The following is an 18,550-nucleotide window of genomic DNA, read 5'->3' on the forward strand; positions in this document are numbered from 1 at the left end:
GACAGTCGGGGCACAGCGCGGGAGAGACGTCATGGGGAAAGACCCAGACCGTCTTCCACCTGCGCGCCCTCAACCGCCCGACGTCCAGCGCATCATCGACCGGCGGCTCCAGGTCAAGATCGTCCGGCACAACCCCGAGCTGTACGTCTGCCGCCTGTCCGGCGAGCTGGACCTCCTCACGGTGCCGACGCTGGTCCTGGTGCTGGACGACCTCCGCGAGCTCGAGGTGCCGGCGGTCGTCGTGGACCTGACGGGCGTGACGTACTGCGCGGCCACCGGTGTGCAGGCCCTGCTGGAGGCGACCGAGGCGGCCCGCTCGACGGGCCAGCGCCTCGCGGTGGTAATCGCGAGCCTGACCGTGGCCAGGGTCCTCAAGGCGACCGACAACATCGACGGCATCGAGAACTACTCGAACCTGTCGGAGGCCATGCGGGCCATGGCCACGTAGGTCACCCGGCGGTCAGATCTTGCAGCCCAGGATCGCGAGCGGCTTGGGCGCGTCCACCGTCTGCTTCGGGGTGCGGCGGTCACCGCGGCCCGGGGGACGGCTCGGCACGACCCGGCGCCGGACGTACCTGGTCGGCACCACGTGGTACTCGACGTCGTGCATCAGCTGCGGGGCCTGGCGGCGGCCGCCGGTCAGCATGGCCATGCCGATCATGCTCAGGACCAGGGCCACGTGCACGGCCACGTTGTCGGTGTGGAACGGCACGATGCCCGGGTCCGCCGCCGAGCCGAACTGCCACAGCAACACGTACACCACGGCGCCGCCGATGAGGTAGCCGTGCGCGCCCCGCGGGGTGGCGGCCAGCGCCAGGCCCGCGACGCCGAAGCCGAGGTGGACGAGGTTGTCCAGCAGGCCGGGCCCCGCGTCGAGCACTCCGGCCAGCACGAACAGCGCGGCGACCAGCATCGCGGCCACCTGGCCAGGCTCGCGGCGAGCCCAGTTCCTCGTCATCCCCATACCTTCCCCTCACCCAGTTCACCAAAGCGGTTGAGGCCGCCCCAGACGCGAGCAGAAGCAGACTCGGCTCGGTGTGTGGTGCGCGCCATACTCTGCCCGTGTACCCCGTAGACGCGCATCCGACGCGCCGGTTGTTAACCGAAGATCAACGCCAAGGTGTTACGGCCACGCAGTCCGGCAACTGGTGATTTGCTCCAGCACATTGATGTGAAACATTTCGTCCCGTCCGGACGATTGCCATGTCTTCATCGTGTGCGGAGCAAAACTCCGGAGGGAGGGCCGAACTGTGTCGACACCACGACAGGACCACGCGCCGCCCGCCGGCGCCGAGTTGCCGCGCCAACGCGCCGGTAGCTCGATGCCGTCCAGGCCGGGACCCCGTAGCGAAACGACGACTCACAGCGAATCTCGCTCAGACAGCCACCGCGAGATCCGCCCCGAGACTGGAGGTGCCGCCCTGGTCGCGTCCACGTTCCCACCCGCGGTCGGTCTCGACGATCTCCGCATCCTTCCCCGGCCGCCACGGCTGGCCACCCGGCTGTTGCCCAGGTGGGTGGCCTTCTTCCGCGGCAGCCCGAGAGCCCGGGGCATCGCCTCCGACGTCGCCGCGCTGCTGCTCGCGGTGCTCGACGTGTGGCTGGTGATCCCGGAGGACGCCCCGAGCTACTCGATCTGGCTGTCCGGCGTCGCGGTGGCCGCCATGGTCATGCGCCGCCATGTGCCGTTCCTCGCCGTGCTGGTGACCGTGCCCGGGTACCTGACCGGCTGGTCGCAGCTCGCCGCGATGATCGCGCTCGGGTCGCTCGCGAAGAAGCACCGGCTGCTGTCGTGGCGGATGGTCGTCGGCTGCCTGTGTGTGTTCGTCTGTGGCTACGTCCGCTGGCCGCTGTCCGAGTTCGCCTCGCTGAGCTGGCAGGAGCACCTGCTCAACGTGATCTGGGCGGTGATCGCCATGGCCATGCCGGTGGCGATCGGCCTGCTGATCAGCGCGCGGAAGGAGCTGTCCGCGCGCATCCGCGAGCTGGCGTCGATCCGGGAGCGGGAGAAGCGGCTGCTGGCCGAGACCGTCCGCGCCGCCGAACGGGCCGAGCTGGCCCGCGAGATGCACGACGTGGTCAGCCACCAGGTCACGCTCATCGCCATGCAGGCCGGCGCGCTGCAGGTGTCCGCGGACGGCGGCACCGCCGAGGCGGCCCGCACGATCCGCGAGCTGTCCACCCGCACGCTGGAGGAGCTGCGGAACCTGGTCGGCGTGCTGCGGTCGAGCGACGCGGCCGAGGAGTGCCAGCCGGGCCTCGACGAGCTGGACGACCTGGTGCGCAACTTCCGCGACGACGCGGTGCCTGTCGCGCTGGACGTCGAGGCCGAGCCGTCGCGGCTGCCGCGGCCGGTGTCACACGCGGTGTACCGGACGGTGCAGGAGGCGCTCACGAACGTCCGCAAGCACGCGTCGGGCGCGCGGGCCTCGGTACGGGTGGTGATGGCGGAGCAGGACACGCTGGTGGTCGAGGTGCGCAACGGGCGGGCGAAGGCACGGCTGCCGGTACTTCCGTCCGGCGGTCACGGGTTGATCGGCCTGAAGGAACGCGCCGGGTTGCTGGGCGGCACGTTCTCGGCCGGGCCGACGTCGGAGGGCGGTTTCCGGGTCTCGGCCACCTATCCCCTGGCGGGCTGAACGCACGAGAAGGCCGCCGCACGAAGCCTCGTGCGGCGGCCTTCTCGCGAACTCAGCCTTCGCGCTGCCTGCGCAGCTTGGCCAGGGCTTCGGCGAGAATAGCCTCGCCGTCGGCGTCTGACCGACGCTCCTTCACGTACGCGAGGTGCGTCTTGTAGGGCTCGTTGCGCGGGGCCTTGGGCGGCTCGTGCTGCTCCCTGCCGCCGGGAAGGCCACAGCGCGGGCAGTCCCACGACTCCGGCTCCTCGGCGTCGAGCGCGAACGACGGCCGCGACTCGTGCCCGTTGGCACACCAGTAGGAGACCCTTCGGCGCGGCGCGGACTCGCCCCGCTCCGACTCGCCCATGGGCCCAGCGCCGACTCGAGTACCTCGAATCGCACTACCACCAGCCATCGACTCTTACACCCCCACAAGGTGGTTCAGGCGGAAAAACGAAAACTGCCCCGCGTCCCGGAGTGGACGGGGCCGTCAGGCGACCTTGATGAGCAGACCGAGCCCGATGACACAGATGAGCCAGATCGCACCGATGAACAGCGTCGCGCGGTCCAGGTTCTTCTCGGCGACGCTCGAGCCGGACAGGCTCGACTGCATGCCGCCGCCGAACAGCGACGACAGGCCGCCACCGCGGCCGCGGTGCAGCAGGACCAAAAGGATAAGCAGCAGGCTGGTGACGATGAGACCAATCTGCAGGGCAAGAACCATTTCATCCTCGCTGTCGACCCGGGGACCGCATCGGTACGGTCGAAGCAACAGGTTACCTGGCGGCGGGTGGTGGTTACCCAGCGCCCCCGTATTCGCCGGAGAGATTGTTGCTCTCGGGAACAAACTGGTCAATACTCAGTGCGGGACAAATCCGCGTGGCCTCCTCGGTGCCCTCGCATGGGCACGCACGGAAGGAGAACACGCATGATCTCTCGTCGCTCGTTCCTCGGGGGGCTCGCGGCGGCGACCGTCGGAGTGCCACTCACGGCCCGTGTGGTCCTCGCGGCGTCCAGCCTGGCGTCACTGTCCCTGGAGATCGTCAACTCGTCCGGCCGCGGGCCGCTGTGGGTCTACGTGGTCGGAACCGAACTCGCGACCGGACGGCAGTGCCACCTGTCCGCGGGCGGCGCGCTGGTCCCGGTGTCGACGAACGACAACGGTCCGGACGGCTACACCGACTACTCGCTGCCGGTCAACGGCTCGCGGACGTTGTCGCTGCCGCAGGGCATGTCCGGGCGGGTCTACGTCGCGCTGGGTGACAAGCTGAAGTTCCGGGCCAACCCGGGCAACGCGCTCGCGTACCCGGCCGGCTGGGTGACGGTCGACCCGAACTACCCGGTGCTGCACGACTTCTTCGAGTTCACCTACGACGGCGCCGGCATGCACTGCAACACGACGATGGTCGACATGCTGTCGGTGCCGCTGGCGGTCTCGCTGGTCGGGGCGTCGCAGCAGTCCACGGGACAGCTGCGGCAGGGCGGCCGGGCGGCGGTGTTCTCGGCACTGCGGTCGGTGCCCGGGTTCGCGAACCTGGTGCGCGGCGACCTGCGCGTGGTGTCCCCCGGGCACGGCATCGACTCGGGCTGGTTCGCGGCCGACTACTTCGCGTCGTGGATCGACGAGGTGTGGAACCACTACCGCTCGAACACGATGACGGTGACCGCCGGCAACCGGACGTTCCGCGGCTCGGTGCAGGGCGACCGGTTCGTGTTCGACAACGGCGTGCGGCCGTTCACGAAGCCGTCGACCCGTGACGTCCTGTACTGCGACGGCTCGCTGGCCGCGCCGAACGACGGCGTGACCGGCCCGGTGGCGGCGGCGTTGGGCGCGGGCTTCAACCGCGGCGTGCTGACCGACACAGGTGCGCAGCCGGTGGCCGCCGCCGGCACGTACTACCGGCGCGCGGTGACCAACCACTACTCCCGCGTCATGCACGAGAACACGGTCGACGGCAAGGCCTACGGCTTCGCCTTCGACGACGTGGCCGAACACGCGCCGTATGTCTCGGACCCGTCCCCGACGAGGCTGACGCTCACTCTGACCCCGTTCTGAACAACTCGGACAGTGAGGCCTCCGGCCGGCTGGCGGCCAGTTCGGCCGCCACCCGCACGGCCAGCGGCAACCGAGCGCACTGGTCGACGAGCCGGGCGACCACCCGGGGTTCCACCCTCGCCCGCTCGCCGACCAGGTTGCCGAACAACGTGCCGGCCTCGTCGCCGGTGAGCCGGCCGATCTCCATCCGGTCGGCGCCGTCCCTGGCGACGAGGCCGCTCAGCCTGTCGCGGCTGGTCACCAGCACGACGCAGGACCGGCCGCCGGGCAGCAGCGGCCGGACCTGCTCGGCGGAGTGGGCGTCGTCCAGCAGCACGAGCATGCGCCGGCCGGCGAGCAGGCTGCGAAAGCGTGCGGCGAGCTCGGTCACCCGGCCGTGCTCGTGCGCATGCCCGAGGCTGCGCAGGAAACCGGACAGTGCCTGTCCCGGATCGAGCGGGCGGGAGCTGCCGCCGAGGTCGCCGAACAGGCAGCCGTCGGGGAAGAGGCCGGCCACCCGGTGCGCCCAGTGCACGGCCAGCGCGGTCTTGCCGACGGCCGGTCCGCCGGTGACGACGGTGACCGCGGCCCGGTTCGGGAGGGACAGCCGCGAGTCCAGCTCGGCCAGGTGTTCCTCCCGGCCGGTGAACATGCCCACGTCGCGGGGCAGCTCCCGCGGTGCCACCGTCCACGAACGGTCCCGCCTGCGGCTCTCCTCCACGCGGTCGCGGGCCGTCGCGAACGCGCCCTGCTCCGCGAGCGTCGCACCGAGCAGCCGGACCAGCACGTCGAACCGGTCGGTCGGCGGCAACCGCTTGCCGGAGAAGTAGTCGCCGATGATGCCGTGTGCCCAACCGGTCCGCACGGCCAGCTCCCGATAGGTCAACGGGGTGTCATCGCGCGCTCGGCCGTGCCGCCTGCGTAGTGCCCGCAGGAGCCGCGCCAGGTGGGCGAGAGTGGCGATCTCCCCCACGCCGAGCAGGCCGTTTCCGCCGTGGTCGTCCCACACCTGGACCACGCTGCCCTCCCGCCCCGGGCCAGCCAGCACGTTACCGGCGCGCGCGGCGGCGAGAAACCGCCGTCCGGCGGCTGTCCGGCCTTGTCCGACCCGGTCCGACCCGGTCCGACATCCCGGGCGCGGCCCCGACCGTTTCCCCGACGCTTCTCCCGACCCGCGTCGAGACCGCGGGGCGAAGGGAACCGATGTAGGACAAGGAAAAGCCAATGAATGTCAGGCAGTTCAGCAGGACGAGGCGGGCGCTCGCGGTCGCCTCGGGAGCAACACTGGTCGCGGTGCTCGCGACCGCCACACCCGCACTGGCGAACCAGCAGGACCGGCTGGGCCGGTCAAGCGACGGCGCCGCCTCGGTGGTGCCGTTGAGCGCCGACCTGCGGATCAGCAGTACGACGGTCGACGCCGCGGGACAGCGGCAGACCGAACAGGAGTCCCAGCACCTGTACCGCGACGCCAAGGGCAGAACGCGCACCGAAGTCGGCGGCACGGTGACGATCTACGACCCCACCGCCCGGACCACCGTGGTGCTGGACCTCGCGTCGCACACCTTCCAGCGGTCGACGGGGAAGAAGCCATCCGCGGACGCCGCGGACCGGAACGCGACCGGCGACCAGAAGATCACGTCGACGCCACGGTCGCTGGGTACCGCGACGGTGTCCGGGGTTGCGGCCCAGGGTCGCCAGTACACGGTCACACTGCCGGCCCAACGCGACCTGCCGGTGCGGACGAAGGACGTCACGCTCTGGCTGTCCACCGACGTGCAGCTGCCGGTACGGACAACGGTGGTGGACGAGTCCGGTGCGACCAACACCCAGACCTACACCAACATCAAGGCCGGTGTGGCGCCGGCCGCGAGCCTGTTCACGGTGCCGGCGGGCTATCGGGAGGCGAGGCCGGGCGCGGCGACGGGCCACGGCGTACTGGCCAACTGCCCGCTCCAGAACGACGACCCGGTGTTCCTGACCAGCTTCGACCTGGTCTACCTCGACGCGCGGTACGTCAACGCGACCACCGACCCGTTCGCCGGCTGCGCGTTCGTCGCCGACGCGGGCGCCTTCCAGTACCCGCTCAACGGCTTCCCGACGACGGACCTGCTCCTGCCCTACGACCAGTGGCTCGTCTACGACAACGGCGGGCTGCTGCCCTACCTGCCGTACGTGGCGTTCGGCGACATCGTGTTCGTCGCCGCCAACCCGTTCGAGCCCGACACGACGACCAAGGACTCGTTCATCACCCTGACCATCTTCCCGGCGTTCTAGCCCCACTCGTCGGCCCCCGGCACCGCGACGGTGCCGGGGGCCGACGGGGGCTTCACGGCAGTGGGCCGCCGGCCGCGAGGGCGCAGAGCTTCGTGAACTCCTCCGCGTCCAGGCTCGCGCCGCCCACCAGTGCGCCGTCGATGTCGTCCTGCTTCACCAGTTCGCCGATGTTGCCGGACTTCACCGAGCCGCCGTAGAGGATGCGCACGGTTTCGGCGATCTCCTGGCCGTACTTCTCCGCCAGCTTGGCCCGGATGGCGCCGCAGACCTCCTGCGCGTCGGCCGGGGTCGCCACGCGGCCGGTGCCGATGGCCCACACGGGCTCGTAGGCCACGGTGACCTTCGACACCAGGTCGGTCTTCAGGCCCTTCAGGCCGGCGATCAGCTGGTCGGTCGTGTGCTCGACCGCGTTGCCGGCCTCGCGGACGTCCAGCTTCTCGCCGATGCACAGGATCGGCGAGATCTCGTGCTTCAGCGCGGCCTTCACCTTGGTGTTGACCAGTTCGTCGGTCTCCTCGTGGTACTCCCGCCGCTCGGAGTGGCCGACGGTCACGTACGAGCAGCCCAGCTTCGCCAGCATCGGCGCGGAGATCTCGCCGGTGTACGCGCCCGAGTCGTAGCGGGACACGTCCTGCGCGCCGTACTTCAGCTTCAGCTTGTCGCCGTCGACCAGGGTCTGGATGCTGCGGATGTCGACGAACGGCGGCAGGACCGCGACCTCGACCTTGGCGAAGTACTTCTCCGGCAGGGAGAACGCGATCTTCTGGACCAGCGCGATGGCCTCGAGGTGGTTGAGGTTCATCTTCCAGTTGCCGGCGATGAACACCTGACGGCTCACGATGCGTCCTCCAGTACCGCGACGCCCGGAAGTTCCTTGCCTTCCAGGAACTCCAGCGACGCGCCGCCGCCGGTCGAGATGTGCGAGAAGCCGTCCTCCGGCAGGCCCAGCGCACGCACGGCCGCTGCCGAGTCGCCACCGCCCACCACGCTGTAGCCCCGCGAGTCCACAATGGCCTGTGCGACCACGCGAGTGCCCTCGGCGAACGGCGCCAGCTCGAACACGCCCATGGGGCCGTTCCAGAAGATGGTCGCCGCGTTGGACAGCACGGTGCCGTACCTGGCCGACGCCTCCGGGCCGATGTCCAGGCCCAGCCAGCCCTCGCGGATCTCGTTGACCGGCACGGTCTCCGTCGCCGCGACCGCCGAGAACGCGTCGGCGATCACGACGTCCTTCGGCAGCAGGATCTTGTTCCCCGCCTCGCCGAGCAGCCGCTTGCAGGTCTCGATCATCTCGGTCTCGAGCAGCGACTTGCCCACCTCGTGTCCCTGCGCGGCAAGGAAGGTGAAGCACATGCCGCCACCGACGAGCAGCCGGTCGACCTTCGGCAGCAGCGACTCGATGACCGCCAGCTTGTCCGACACCTTGGAACCGCCGAGCACCACGACGTACGGCCGTTCCGGCGAGCCGGTCAGCTTGCGCAGCACCTCGACCTCGGCCAGCACGAGCCCGCCCGCATAGGCGGGCAGCAGCCGGGCCACGTCGAACACCGAGGCCTGCTTGCGGTGCACCACACCGAAACCGTCGGACACGAACGCGCCGCCCTCGCCGACGAGCGCCGCGAGGTCGCCGGCCAGCGCGGCCCGCTCCGCCTCGTCCTTGCTCGTCTCGCGCGGGTCGAAGCGGATGTTCTCCAGCAGCGCGACCTCGCCGTCCGCCAGTCCGTCCACAGTGGACTTCGCGGAGTCGCCGACGGTGTCGGACGCGAGCGTGACCGTCGCGTCGACCAACTCGTTCAGCCGCGCGGCGACGGGCTTGAGCGAGTACTTCTCCTCCGGCGCACCCTTCGGCCGGCCGAGGTGCGCGGCCAGCACGACACGCGCGCCGGCACCGGTCAGGCTGCTGATCGTCGGCACCGACGCGCGGATGCGGCCGTCGTCGGTGATCGTCTGGCCGTCGAGCGGCACGTTCAGGTCGGCACGCACCAGCACGCGCCGACCGGACACACCCTCGGCGAGCAGATCGTCGAGCGTCTTCATGCGTTTCCTCAGAGCTTCGAGGCGACGAGCGCGGTGAGGTCCGCGAGGCGGTTGGAGTAGCCCCACTCGTTGTCGTACCAGCCGTAGACCTTGACCTGGTTGCCGATGACCTTGGTGATCGGCGCGTCGTAGATGCACGACGCCGGGTCGGTCACGATGTCCGAGGACACGATCGGGTCCGTGCTGTAGCGCAGGATGCCGTTCAGCGGGCCGTCGGCCGCGGTGCGGTAGGCGGCGTTGACCTCGTCGACCGTGACGTCGCGCGCGAGGTCCACCGTCAGGTCGGTGATCGAGCCGGTCGGCACCGGGACACGCAGCGAGTAGCCGTCGAGCTTGCCGTTGAGCTCCGGCAGCACCAGACCGATGGCCTTGGCGGCGCCCGTGGAGGTCGGGACGACGTTCAGCGCGGCGGCCCGGGCGCGGCGGAGGTCCTTGTGCGGGCCGTCCTGCAGGTTCTGGTCCTGCGTGTACGCGTGGATCGTGGTCATCAGGCCCTTTTCGATGGTGAAGGCATCGTGGAGGACCTTGGCCAGCGGGGCCAGGCAGTTGGTGGTGCAGGACGCGTTGGAGATGATCGTCTGCGAGCCGTCGTACAGGTGCTCGTTGGCGCCGATCACCACGGTGAGGTCCTCACCCTTGGCCGGCGCGGAGATGATGACCTTCTTGGCGCCACCCTCGTCGACGTGCTTGCGCGCGTCGTCACCCTTGGTGAAGAAGCCGGTCGACTCGATGACGACGTCGACGCCCAGGTCCTTCCAGGGCAGCTTGCCCGGGTCGCGCTCGGCGAACGCCTTGATGACCTTGCCGTCGACCTCGATACCCTCGTCGGTCGCCTTCACCTCGTACGGCAGGCGGCCGAGGACGCTGTCGTACTTCAGCAGGTGAGCCATGGTCGCCACATCGCCGAGGTCGTTGAACGCCACGATCTCGATGTCGTGCTTGCTGGCCGCCGCAGCGCGCCAGAAGTTGCGGCCGATCCGGCCGAAGCCGTTGACGCCTACTCGAACCGTCACCGTGCGTCTCCTCATGCTCGTGATTCCTTGAGGGCCCAACTCACCCTAGTACCTGGAGTTTGCCTGGTCGCAGGGGTGGGGGCGACTTAACTGTATCGAATCAGTTGGGCGCCGTTCACGCGGGCCGGAAGTGGTTCGCGGGATTTTTCCGACCGGCCCTGTATCTGGGTTGGAGGCACCGACTCTTGTCCTTGTGCAGGGGGGCGCTGGGAGCGGTGACGGGGCGGGGGATGGCCCGTCACCGAGGGGGGTGCGGCACCCGGGGAGAAGCAGGGGCCGCCTGACTGCGTGGGGGTCAGTCAGGCGGCCCCTGCACACGCACATCACCATCGCGAGTCCCGCGTTCACACATACCGAGTCCCGCGTTCAGACATACCGAGTTGCGTTTTCATGCAGGTGACCGAGAACACGACCTGCACGGAACCGCGACTCAGTGTGTGCGAACGCGCGACTCGCCGTGTGCGAACGCGGGACTCGCCGTGTGTGAACGCGCGACTCGCGGTGTGTGAACGCGGGACTCGCGATGGGTGAGCGTGGGGGTTGTGGGGGTTAGACCTCGGCTTCCAGCATTTCTGGGGTCACGGCGGACTCGGTGTCCGGGAGGCCCAGTTCCTTTGCGCGCTTGTCGGCCATTGCCAGTAGGCGGCGGATGCGGCCGGCGACGGCGTCCTTGGTCATCGGCGGGTCGGACAGCTGGCCGAGCTCCTCCAGGGACGCCTGGCGGTTGGACAGGCGCAGCTTGCCCGCCGCGCTCAGGTGGTCGGGGGCCGTCGGGCCCAGGATCTCCATCGCACGCTGGACCCGGGCCGCCGCCGCGACCGCCGCGCGGGCCGAGCGGCGCAGGTTGGCGTCGTCGAAGTTGGCGAGGCGGTTGGCCGTCGCGCGGACCTCGCGGCGCATGCGCCGCTCCTCCCACGCCAGGACCGACGTGTGCGCGCCGAGGCGGGTCAGCATCGCGCCGATGGCGTCGCCGTCGCGGACGACCACGCGGTCGGCGCCGCGGACCTCACGGGACTTCGCCTGGATGCCCATCCGCCGCGCGGCCCCCACCAGCGCCAACGCGGCCTCCGGACCGGGACACGTGATCTCCAGCGCGGACGAGCGGCCCGGTTCGGTCAGCGACCCGTGTGCCAGGAACGCCCCCCGCCAGGCGGCCTCCGCGTCGCACACTCCCCCGGACACCACCGCCGCCGGCAGCCCCCGCACGGGACGGCCCCGCTGGTCGAGCAGACCGGTCTGGCGCGCGAGCCCCTCACCGTCCTTCACGACCCGCACGACGTACCGGGTGCCCTTGCGCAGCCCCCCGGACGCCAGCATGTGGATGTCCGCGTTGTGCCCGTACAGGTCGTGGATCTCCTTGCGCAGCCGTCGCGCGGCCGCACCCGTGTCCAGCTCCGCCTCGACGACCACCCGGCCGCCGACGATGTGCAACCCGCCCGCGAACCTCAGTAGTGACGACACCTCCGAGCGCCGACAACACGTCTTCGAGACGGCCAACCGGCTCAGCTCGTCCTTGACCGCCGCGGTCATCGCCACGATGACAGCTCCTCTCCCACCACGCGTGCTCCCTCCCCAGGGGACACGCCTCCCACGCAGGCGTACATCCCACCATCAACTCCCGACACGCGCCCGCTCATACCCGCAGAACTGCCCGGAAGGCTCTGCTATGGACCCTCGTCGAACGCCCGCCGCGCGTTCCACCCGTCACTACTCCACACTCGCCGGGTCACCCCGCCAACGCGCCCCGGAGGCTCTCCGCCAGCGCGGCCGGGTCGTGCCGTTCCCGCCCACCGGGCGCGGCGATCGCGTCCAGCCGCAGCCGGGCGCCCAGAGACTCCGCCGCGGTGCGCAGGCGGTCCGGCGTCGACACCGAGTCGGCATCGGCGATGACCGCGTCGACCCGGAGCCGTGGGGCGTGTTCGCAGAGTACGTCGAGATGGCGCTCCGGGGAGAAGCCTGCGGTCTCCCCCGGCTGAGGGACCAGGTTCAGTACCACCATGCGGGACGCCGTGGTGTCGATCAGCGCCTCGTGCAGCTCCGGCACCAGCAGGTGCGGCAGCACGCTGGTGAACCACGACCCCGGCCCGAGCAGCACCACGTCCGCGTCGAGCACGGCCTGGACCGCGGCCTCGCACGCCTTCGGCACCTCCTCCGGCCTGCCCATCGTGTGCAGCCGGATCCGCTGGACCTGACCGGGCGTCGTCGCGACCGCCACCTGGCCCCGGATCCGCCGCACCGCGGCCGGGTCCTCGTCCAGGCCCACCACGTCCGCCTCGATGTCCAGCGGTTCGGTGCACATCGGCAGCACACGCCCCGTCAGCCCCAGCAGGCGCGCGGCCTCGGCCAGCGCGGCGACCGGATCCCCCAGGATCTCCAGCAGCGCGGCCAGCACGAGGTTGCCCACCGCGTGCCCGGCCAGCGCCCCGGTGCCGCCGAAGCGGTGCTGGAACACCGTCGCCCACAGCGAGTTGTCGTCGCCGTCGCCGGCGAGTGCGGCCAGCGCCTTGCGCAGGTCGCCCGGCGGCAACAGCCCCAGCTCACGACGCAGCCGGCCGGACGAGCCCCCGTCGTCGGCGACCGTCACCACGGCGGTCACGTCCGGTGTCAGCCGCCGCAACGCGCCCAGTGTCGCCTGAAGTCCGTGCCCTCCCCCGAGCGCGACGGCTCTCACTCGCGCCCCAGGTCCCGGTGCACCACCTTCACGGTCATCCGATCCTCGTCCGAGAGCCGCCGGGACAGCTCCTCCGAGATCGCCACGCTCCGGTGCTTGCCGCCGGTACAGCCGATCGCGAGGGTCAGGTAGCGCTTGCCCTCCCGCCGGTAGCCGGCGCCGATCAGCCGCAGCAGCTCGTGGTAGCGGTCCAGGAACTCCTCCGCGCCCTCCTGCGTGAGCACGTAGTTCCGCACGTCCGAGTCCTTGCCGGTCAGGTCCTTCAGCTCCGGGATCCAGAACGGGTTGGGCAGGAACCGCACGTCCATCACCAGGTCGGCGTCCATCGGGATGCCGTACTTGTACCCGAACGACAGCACGGTGACCTTGGTCGACGTGGCCGTGTCGGAGCCGAACGCGTCCTCGATCTTGGCGCGCAGCTGGTGCACGGACAGCGTCGAGGTGTCCAGCACCAGGTCGGCGTCCTCGCGGAGCGGGCCGAGCAGGTCGCGCTCGGCCTTGATGCCGTCGATCAGCCGCCCGTCGCCCTGCATCGGGTGGCCGCGCCGGACCTGCTCGAACCGGCGGACCAGCACGTCGTCGGTGGCCTCCAGGAACAGCACGCGCGGCTTGTACCCGCTGGCGTCCAGCTCGCGGATGATCGAGGCGAGGTCGTCGGTGAACGCGCGGCTGCGCACGTCCATCACCACGGCCACCTTGGTCACCGCGCCCTGCGCCTTCGCGCCCAGCTCCACCATCGTGGAGATCAGCTCGGGCGGCAGGTTGTCCACGACGAACCAGCCGAGGTCCTCCAGGCACTTGGCGGCAGTGCTCCGCCCGGCGCCGGACAGGCCGGTCACCACCGCGACCTCCACGCCCTGCGCGTGGTCCTCAGGCGTCTCGGTCACTGTTCGGCCTCTCCGGAGTTCAGGGTGTTGGTCATGGTGCTCTCCACGTTGGTCTCGGCTACCAAGGCACTGTGTACCAGTGCCGCGGTGTGCGCGCCGATGCCAGGTACACCGCTGATGTCGTCGACAGAGGCCTGGCGTAACCGTTTGAGCGAACCGAAGTGCTTGAGCAAGGCGGCCTTGCGGCTCTGGCCGAGACCGGGGATGCCGTCCAGTGCCGAGGTGGTCATCCGCTTGGAACGCTTCTGCCGATGGTAGGCGATGGCGAACCGGTGCGCCTCGTCACGGACCCGTTGCAGCAGGTAGAGGCCCTCGCTGGTGCGGGAGAGGATGGTCGGCTCCGGGTCGGCGGGCAGCCAGACCTCCTCCAGCCGCTTGGCCAGGCCGATGACCGCCACGTCCTGGATGCCCATCTCGGCCAGCACGTCCGCGGCCGCGTTGGCCTGTGGGCCGGCGCCGTCGACGACCAGCAGGTTCGGCGGGTACGCGAACTTCTTGGGTCGCCCGGTCTCCGGGTCGATGCCCGCGCGCGGCTCCTCGCCGGTCTCCTGGAGGTACCGGTGGAAGCGCCGTCGCACCACCTCCGCGATCGACGCGACGTCGCCCTCGGTGGCCGCCTCCTTGATCGCGAACCGGCGGTACTCGGACTTGCGCGGCAGCGCGTCCTCGAACACCACCAGCGACGCGACCACGTCGCTGCCCTGGATGTGGCTGATGTCGATGCACTCGATCCGCAGCGGCGCGGTGTCCAGCCCGAGCGAGTCCTGCAGCTCCTGGAGCGCGGCCGAACGGGCGGTCAGGTCGCCGGCGCGGCGGAGCTTGTGCTGCTGGAACGCGTCCCTGGCGTTGCGTTCGAGGGTCTCCATGAGCGCACGCTTGTCGCCGCGTTGGGGGATGCGGACCTGGACGCGGGAGCCACGCAGCTCCGACAGCAGGTCCGCCATGGCGTCGGCGTCCTCGGGCAGGGCGGGGACCAGCACCTCGCGGGGCACCGGGCTGAGGTCGCCCTCCTCGACCAGCTCCGCCTGGTCGCCGTAGAACTGGATCAGGAACTGGTCGACCAGGCCGGCCTCGTCCATCTCCTCGATCTTGTCGACGACCCAGCCACGCTGGCCCCGGACGCGGCCGCCGCGGACATGGAACACCTGGACAGCGGCCTGGAGCTCGTCGTGCGCGAAGGCGACGACGTCGGCGTCGGTCCCGTCGCCGAGGACGACGGCCTGCTTCTCCATGGCCCGGCGCATGGCGGCGAGGTCGTCGCGCAGGCGTGCGGCGCGCTCGAACTCCAGCTCGGCGGAGGCGGCGTTCATCTCCTTCTCGAGCCGCCGCATCATGTGGTCGGTCCGGCCGGCGAGGAAGTCGCAGAAGTTCTCGACGATGTCCCGGTGCTCGTCGGCGCTGACCCTGCCGACGCACGGCGCCGAGCACTTGCCGATGTAGCCGAGCAGGCACGGCCGCCCGATCTGCCCGTGCCGTTTGAAGACCCCGTTGGAGCAGGTCCGCGCCGGGAACACCCGCAGCAGCAGGTCGAGCGTCTCGCGGATGGCCCAGGCGTGCGCGTAGGGCCCGAAGTAGCGGACGCCCTTGCGCCGCGGCCCCCGGTAGACGTGCAGCCGCGGGTACTCCTCGTTCAGCGTGACCGCGAGGACCGGGTAGGACTTGTCGTCCCGGTAGCGGACGTTGAAGCGGGGATCGAACTCCTTGATCCAGTTGTACTCGAGCTGGAGCGCCTCGACCTCGGTGGCGACGACCGTCCACTCGACGTTGGCGGCCGTGGTGACCATCTGCCGCGTGCGCGGGTGCAGCATCGCGACGTCGGCGAAGTAGGAGTTGAGCCGGCTGCGCAGGGACTTCGCCTTGCCGACGTAGATGACCCGCCCACCGGGTTCACGGAACTTGTAGACCCCGGGCGCCTCGGGAATCGTGCCCGGCGCCGGTCGGTAGGTCGACGGATCAGCCACCCGACAAGCCTACGGCCGACCACCGACAGCGGCCGTCACCCCCGCCACCAAGCCGCGCCGGCCGTGGCCGGGACTTTGCCGGGTGAGCCAACGGTTTCCGCACGCCAGTGGCGGAAACCGACTCCGGCGTGTCGAGAGCGGATGCGATGAAGGACGCCTCCCGCGCACAAAGGCGCCCTTCATCGCCATCCCGGGATCCGGCTAGACGGCGTGGAGATTTCCGTCCGAGCCGATCAGGCACTGGGCCGAACCGCGGCCCGAGCTGACGAACTCCGTCACGCACCTGCCCAGCTGTGCGTGACCCTTCGCGTTGGGGTGGAACGACTCCTGGGCCATGTGGATGCCGATGGCGTCGAGGCCGCCGGTGACCCACGCCCACGGGTCGACCGTGACCCGGTTCTGCCACTCGGTGGCGGGGTTGCCGTAACCGCTACAGGCCTCGTGGCCCTCCGTCGCCCGCGAGAAGTCCAGGAACTTCGCGCCGCTGCGGGTCGCGACGCCACGCAACGCCTCGGCGAACTGCGGGACCGCCTCGGTACGGCCGTATCCCGCGTCGGCCAGCTTGAACGGGCAGCCCTGCGGGCCGTGGAGGACCGAGTCCATGCGCTCGGTCAGCGGGGAGGCGTAGGAGGTCAGGACCAGGTTGTAGGAGCCGTTCGCGTAGCCGGCCTGGGACATCGCGGACCTGACGTCGGCGAGGGCCCGTTCGACCCTCGGCGCCATGGCGGCCAGGCGCTGCGGCCACTGTGTCCGCAGGTACGACCGGCAACCGGAGCTGAACGGGTTGAACCACTCGCCGATGCAGCCCAGGAGCGTGTCGGCGAACGCGGGCTCGTCGTTGGCGCCGATCTGGACGATGACCGTCGTGACGCGGTACTGCTGAGCGACCCCGATCAGGCGACGGGCCTGCGACCCTTCCGTGTAGTGACTCGTGTCGGCGAGGGACACGTTCGCCGAGTCGGCGCCGGAGCATGCCAGGTTGACGGTCCTGCTGGCGACGGCGGTCCTGTGGACGAGGGCGTTGAGCGAGCGGTGGCACCAGTCGCCGTTCTCGCCCCGGGTGCCTGGTTCGTAGTTTCCGGCGCCCTCGCCGGAGATCGCGCTGTCCCCGAGGGACACGATGGCGGTCGGCCGGTCGTCTGCGGTCGCCGGTGTGGCGGTGACGAGACCGACCGAGAGTAACGCGGCTGTGAGTAAACCGATCGTCGTTGATCGCATGGCCTGACTCCCCGAGCAAACGTGATTACCGCTGGTTACGGCGGAGTTCACCATAATCAGCGGTCACCCGGCTGGCTATAAGCCGAACGGGTTTCACGTTTGCCCGGGGAGTCCCCCGACCCCCGGGGCTCAGGCCAGGACGACCTGGTCGCCGTCGACCTTGACGTTGATCGCTGCCAGGGCCTTGGTGGCGGGGCCCTTCTTGACCGAGCCGTCCGCGGCGGAGAACTGGCTGCCGTGGTTCGGGCAGGTCGAGACGCCGTCGACGGGCGCGGCGACGGTCGTCCCCATGTGCGTGCAGGCGGCGTTGTACGCCTTGACCTCGCTGCCGGTGCGCACGACGAGGATCATGCCGCCGTCGGGGTTGGCGACCACGAGGCCGCCGCCGTCGGGCACCTTGTCGAGCGCGGTCAGACCGGAGGACGACGTGCCGCCGCTGGTCGGGGCGCCGGTGTTGCCGTTCGTGGTGCCGCCGTTCGAGCTGTCCGAGCTGTCCGAGCAGGCGGCGACCAGTGCCCCCGGCGCGACGAGCGCGACCATCAGGCCACACAGGACATCGCGGCGCGACCGGGCGGCGGTCGTGGGGGTGTTCGTGGGCGTGGTGGGTTCGACAGCAGTCAAGCCGGGCCTCCGAGGTGTGTCGGCATTGAAAGGGAACAACGGGCCTTACGCACCCGCAACCCGAATGGTTCAGCGCCATTCACCCGAATGATGGAGAAAGCGCCGTTGCACTCAGTCACGTCAGCCCCGAATGGCCGCACGGTCGCCGACAACGGCCCCCGCGCGCCATACACGTTCGGGTGCAACGAGTTCCGGTGTTCCTCGGCGGTGCCGACCTCGACGACCCGGCCGGCGCTAGCGCGACTCGGTGGTCGCCTCGCGGCGGAGGCGGCGGAGCTCCCGCATCGCGGTGACGGCGTGCTCGCCGTCGATGGCCTGGACGGCGAGGATCGGGACGTACTCGTCGCCCGGCAGCTCGAGGCGGGCCCAGGGCGAGCCGTCGGGGAAGCTGACCGACTCGATGTCCGTCCAACCGTAGTGATGGGTGCCCAGCATGTTGCGAACCTCGACGCCGTCGTGGTCGGCGCGGATGCGGGGACGGGCGAACCACAGCGCGGCGGCCGCCAGCACCAGGCCGATCCCCGCCATCGCGATCTGGTCGGAGAGGTAGAAATGCACCCCGGTCGACGAGCCACGCAACAGGATCGCCACGGTCGTCATCGCGACGACGAACACCGCGGCGACGGCGACGGCGACGACACGGGCCTTGTGCGGACGGGCCGTGTAGGTCGGGCTCGTCATTCGAAACCCCGATCCATCCAGGGCTGGCGCAGTCCCCGCACGACCAACGCGGTGTCGAGCGCGGCGACGGTTGCCTCGAACCCCTTGTCCTCCTTGGAGTTCGGCAGGCCGCAGCGGTCCAGTGCCTGCTGCTCGTCGTTGACCGTGAGGACACCGTTGCCGACCGGGGTCGACTCGTCGAGGGAGACGCGGGTCAGGCCGTAGGTGACGGCGTCGCACACGTACTCGAAGTGCGGAGTGCCACCGCGGATGACGACACCGAGGGCGACGACCGCGTCATGGTGCTTGGCAAGGGCCTGGCAGACTACCGGGAGCTCAACCGCGCCGGGGACGCGAACCACGGTCGGCTCCTTGATCCCCGCCTTGGCCGCAGCGGCCAGGGCACGATCGAGCAGCGTCGACGTGATCTTCTCGTGCCACCGCGTGGCGGCGATGGCGAGGCGGATGCCCTCGCACTCCTGAACCTCGACCTCGGGACGGCCTTCACCACTCACACCGGCAGTATCCTCCCCACCCTGCGTGACACCCAAGGAG

General features: G+C 70.3%; 19 protein-coding genes. 4 read left to right on the top strand and 15 right to left on the bottom strand.

Translation table 11 applies throughout. The features are described from left to right. Window positions 1-31: 31 nt before the first annotated feature. On the top strand, window positions 32-448 hold the full coding sequence (locus VET29_RS42990; protein WP_324933009.1) for an STAS domain-containing protein: 417 nt from the start codon (window positions 32-34) through the stop codon (window positions 446-448). A 12-nt stretch (window positions 449-460) separates the two neighbouring features. On the opposite strand, the gene VET29_RS42995 is transcribed toward VET29_RS42990, so the two are convergent. Next, window positions 461-958 carry a DUF4383 domain-containing protein gene (locus VET29_RS42995; protein WP_324933012.1) on the bottom strand — a complete coding sequence of 166 codons (498 nt, stop codon included), beginning with the start codon at window positions 956-958 and terminating at the stop codon, window positions 461-463. A gap of 559 nt (window positions 959-1,517) precedes the next feature. Here VET29_RS42995 and VET29_RS43000 point away from each other — a divergent pair. Then, window positions 1,518-2,639 (top strand): histidine kinase, encoded by a 1,122-nt coding sequence (locus tag VET29_RS43000; protein WP_324933014.1) that lies wholly within the window; start codon window positions 1,518-1,520, stop codon window positions 2,637-2,639. Between the two features lie 52 nt (window positions 2,640-2,691). On the opposite strand, the gene VET29_RS43005 is transcribed toward VET29_RS43000, so the two are convergent. Both VET29_RS43005 and secG read right to left on the bottom strand, forming a co-directional pair. Next, window positions 2,692-3,033, bottom strand: a complete 342-nt coding sequence (locus VET29_RS43005) for an RNA polymerase-binding protein RbpA (RefSeq protein WP_324933017.1) — start codon at window positions 3,031-3,033, stop codon at window positions 2,692-2,694. A 75-nt stretch (window positions 3,034-3,108) separates the two neighbouring features. Further along, window positions 3,109-3,342 carry a preprotein translocase subunit SecG gene (gene secG / locus VET29_RS43010; RefSeq protein WP_075123544.1) on the bottom strand — a complete coding sequence of 78 codons (234 nt, stop codon included), beginning with the start codon at window positions 3,340-3,342 and terminating at the stop codon, window positions 3,109-3,111. Window positions 3,343-3,546: 204 nt separating this feature from the next. On the opposite strand from secG, the gene VET29_RS43015 reads away from it, so the two are divergent. Beyond that, on the top strand, window positions 3,547-4,674 hold the full coding sequence (locus VET29_RS43015) for a beta-1,3-glucanase family protein (protein WP_324933023.1): 1,128 nt from the start codon (window positions 3,547-3,549) through the stop codon (window positions 4,672-4,674). Here VET29_RS43015 and VET29_RS43020 read toward each other — a convergent pair. Further along, window positions 4,655-5,671 carry an NB-ARC domain-containing protein gene (locus tag VET29_RS43020; RefSeq protein ID WP_324933026.1) on the bottom strand — a complete coding sequence of 339 codons (1,017 nt, stop codon included), beginning with the start codon at window positions 5,669-5,671 and terminating at the stop codon, window positions 4,655-4,657. The genes VET29_RS43015 and VET29_RS43020 overlap by 20 nt on opposite strands. 206 nt (window positions 5,672-5,877) lie before the next feature. Here VET29_RS43020 and VET29_RS43025 point away from each other — a divergent pair, with 206 nt between their 5' ends. Next, window positions 5,878-6,927: a hypothetical protein gene (locus VET29_RS43025; protein WP_324933028.1), complete on the top strand. Its 1,050-nt coding sequence runs from the start codon at window positions 5,878-5,880 to the stop codon at window positions 6,925-6,927. A 52-nt stretch (window positions 6,928-6,979) separates the two neighbouring features. On the opposite strand, the gene tpiA is transcribed toward VET29_RS43025, so the two are convergent. From tpiA to ribH, 11 genes are all read right to left on the bottom strand, one after another. Further along, complete coding sequence (gene tpiA, locus VET29_RS43030; RefSeq protein WP_324933030.1) at window positions 6,980-7,765, bottom strand: triose-phosphate isomerase; 786 nt, start codon at window positions 7,763-7,765, stop codon at window positions 6,980-6,982. Beyond that, window positions 7,762-8,964, bottom strand: coding sequence for a phosphoglycerate kinase (locus VET29_RS43035; protein WP_324933033.1), 1,203 nt, complete (start codon window positions 8,962-8,964; stop codon window positions 7,762-7,764). Before VET29_RS43035 ends, tpiA begins: the two co-directional genes overlap by 4 nt. Before the next feature lie 8 nt (window positions 8,965-8,972). Further along, window positions 8,973-9,977, bottom strand: a complete 1,005-nt coding sequence (gap, locus tag VET29_RS43040) for a type I glyceraldehyde-3-phosphate dehydrogenase (protein WP_324933036.1) — start codon at window positions 9,975-9,977, stop codon at window positions 8,973-8,975. A 549-nt stretch (window positions 9,978-10,526) separates the two neighbouring features. Continuing rightward, window positions 10,527-11,513: a DNA-binding protein WhiA gene (gene whiA / locus VET29_RS43045; protein ID WP_324933039.1), complete on the bottom strand. Its 987-nt coding sequence runs from the start codon at window positions 11,511-11,513 to the stop codon at window positions 10,527-10,529. Window positions 11,514-11,703: 190 nt separating this feature from the next. Further along, the gene (locus VET29_RS43050; protein ID WP_324933044.1) at window positions 11,704-12,648 is read right to left on the bottom strand and encodes a uridine diphosphate-N-acetylglucosamine-binding protein YvcK; all 945 of its coding nucleotides are present in this window, start codon (window positions 12,646-12,648) and stop codon (window positions 11,704-11,706) included. Beyond that, entirely contained in the window at window positions 12,645-13,535 is an 891-nt protein-coding gene (gene rapZ / locus VET29_RS43055) for an RNase adapter RapZ (RefSeq protein ID WP_324933047.1), read from the bottom strand. The genes VET29_RS43050 and rapZ overlap by 4 nt, the downstream gene beginning before the upstream one ends. Then, window positions 13,532-15,496, bottom strand: a complete 1,965-nt coding sequence (gene uvrC, locus VET29_RS43060; protein WP_324933050.1) for an excinuclease ABC subunit UvrC — start codon at window positions 15,494-15,496, stop codon at window positions 13,532-13,534. Before uvrC ends, rapZ begins: the two co-directional genes overlap by 4 nt. 201 nt (window positions 15,497-15,697) lie before the next feature. Continuing rightward, entirely contained in the window at window positions 15,698-16,714 is a 1,017-nt protein-coding gene (locus VET29_RS43065; RefSeq protein ID WP_324933053.1) for a GDSL-type esterase/lipase family protein, read from the bottom strand. Between the two features lie 129 nt (window positions 16,715-16,843). Continuing rightward, the gene (locus VET29_RS43070) at window positions 16,844-17,335 is read right to left on the bottom strand and encodes a Rieske (2Fe-2S) protein (RefSeq protein ID WP_324933056.1); all 492 of its coding nucleotides are present in this window, start codon (window positions 17,333-17,335) and stop codon (window positions 16,844-16,846) included. A 234-nt stretch (window positions 17,336-17,569) separates the two neighbouring features. Beyond that, window positions 17,570-18,016: a PH domain-containing protein gene (locus VET29_RS43075; RefSeq protein WP_324933059.1), complete on the bottom strand. Its 447-nt coding sequence runs from the start codon at window positions 18,014-18,016 to the stop codon at window positions 17,570-17,572. Continuing rightward, window positions 18,013-18,510 carry a 6,7-dimethyl-8-ribityllumazine synthase gene (gene ribH / locus VET29_RS43080; protein ID WP_324933062.1) on the bottom strand — a complete coding sequence of 166 codons (498 nt, stop codon included), beginning with the start codon at window positions 18,508-18,510 and terminating at the stop codon, window positions 18,013-18,015. Before ribH ends, VET29_RS43075 begins: the two co-directional genes overlap by 4 nt. Between the last annotated feature and the right edge of the window lie 40 nt (window positions 18,511-18,550).

This window comes from Actinophytocola sp. (genome assembly GCF_035634895.1).
In the GTDB taxonomy this organism is placed as follows: Bacteria; Actinomycetota; Actinomycetes; order Mycobacteriales; family Pseudonocardiaceae; genus Actinophytocola.

Coding starts and splice junctions, on each gene's coding strand:
- VET29_RS42995 (WP_324933012.1), bottom strand. CDS start 958: ATGACGAGGAACTGGGCTCGCCGCGAGCCTGGCCAGGTGGCCGCGATG.
- VET29_RS43075 (WP_324933059.1), bottom strand. CDS start 18,016: ATGACGAGCCCGACCTACACGGCCCGTCCGCACAAGGCCCGTGTCGTC.
- VET29_RS43005 (WP_324933017.1), bottom strand. CDS start 3,033: ATGGCTGGTGGTAGTGCGATTCGAGGTACTCGAGTCGGCGCTGGGCCC.
- VET29_RS43065 (WP_324933053.1), bottom strand. CDS start 16,714: ATGCGATCAACGACGATCGGTTTACTCACAGCCGCGTTACTCTCGGTC.
- VET29_RS43035 (WP_324933033.1), bottom strand. CDS start 8,964: ATGAAGACGCTCGACGATCTGCTCGCCGAGGGTGTGTCCGGTCGGCGC.
- VET29_RS43015 (WP_324933023.1), top strand. CDS start 3,547: ATGATCTCTCGTCGCTCGTTCCTCGGGGGGCTCGCGGCGGCGACCGTC.
- secG (WP_075123544.1), bottom strand. CDS start 3,342: ATGGTTCTTGCCCTGCAGATTGGTCTCATCGTCACCAGCCTGCTGCTT.
- VET29_RS43025 (WP_324933028.1), top strand. CDS start 5,878: ATGAATGTCAGGCAGTTCAGCAGGACGAGGCGGGCGCTCGCGGTCGCC.
- VET29_RS42990 (WP_324933009.1), top strand. CDS start 32: ATGGGGAAAGACCCAGACCGTCTTCCACCTGCGCGCCCTCAACCGCCC.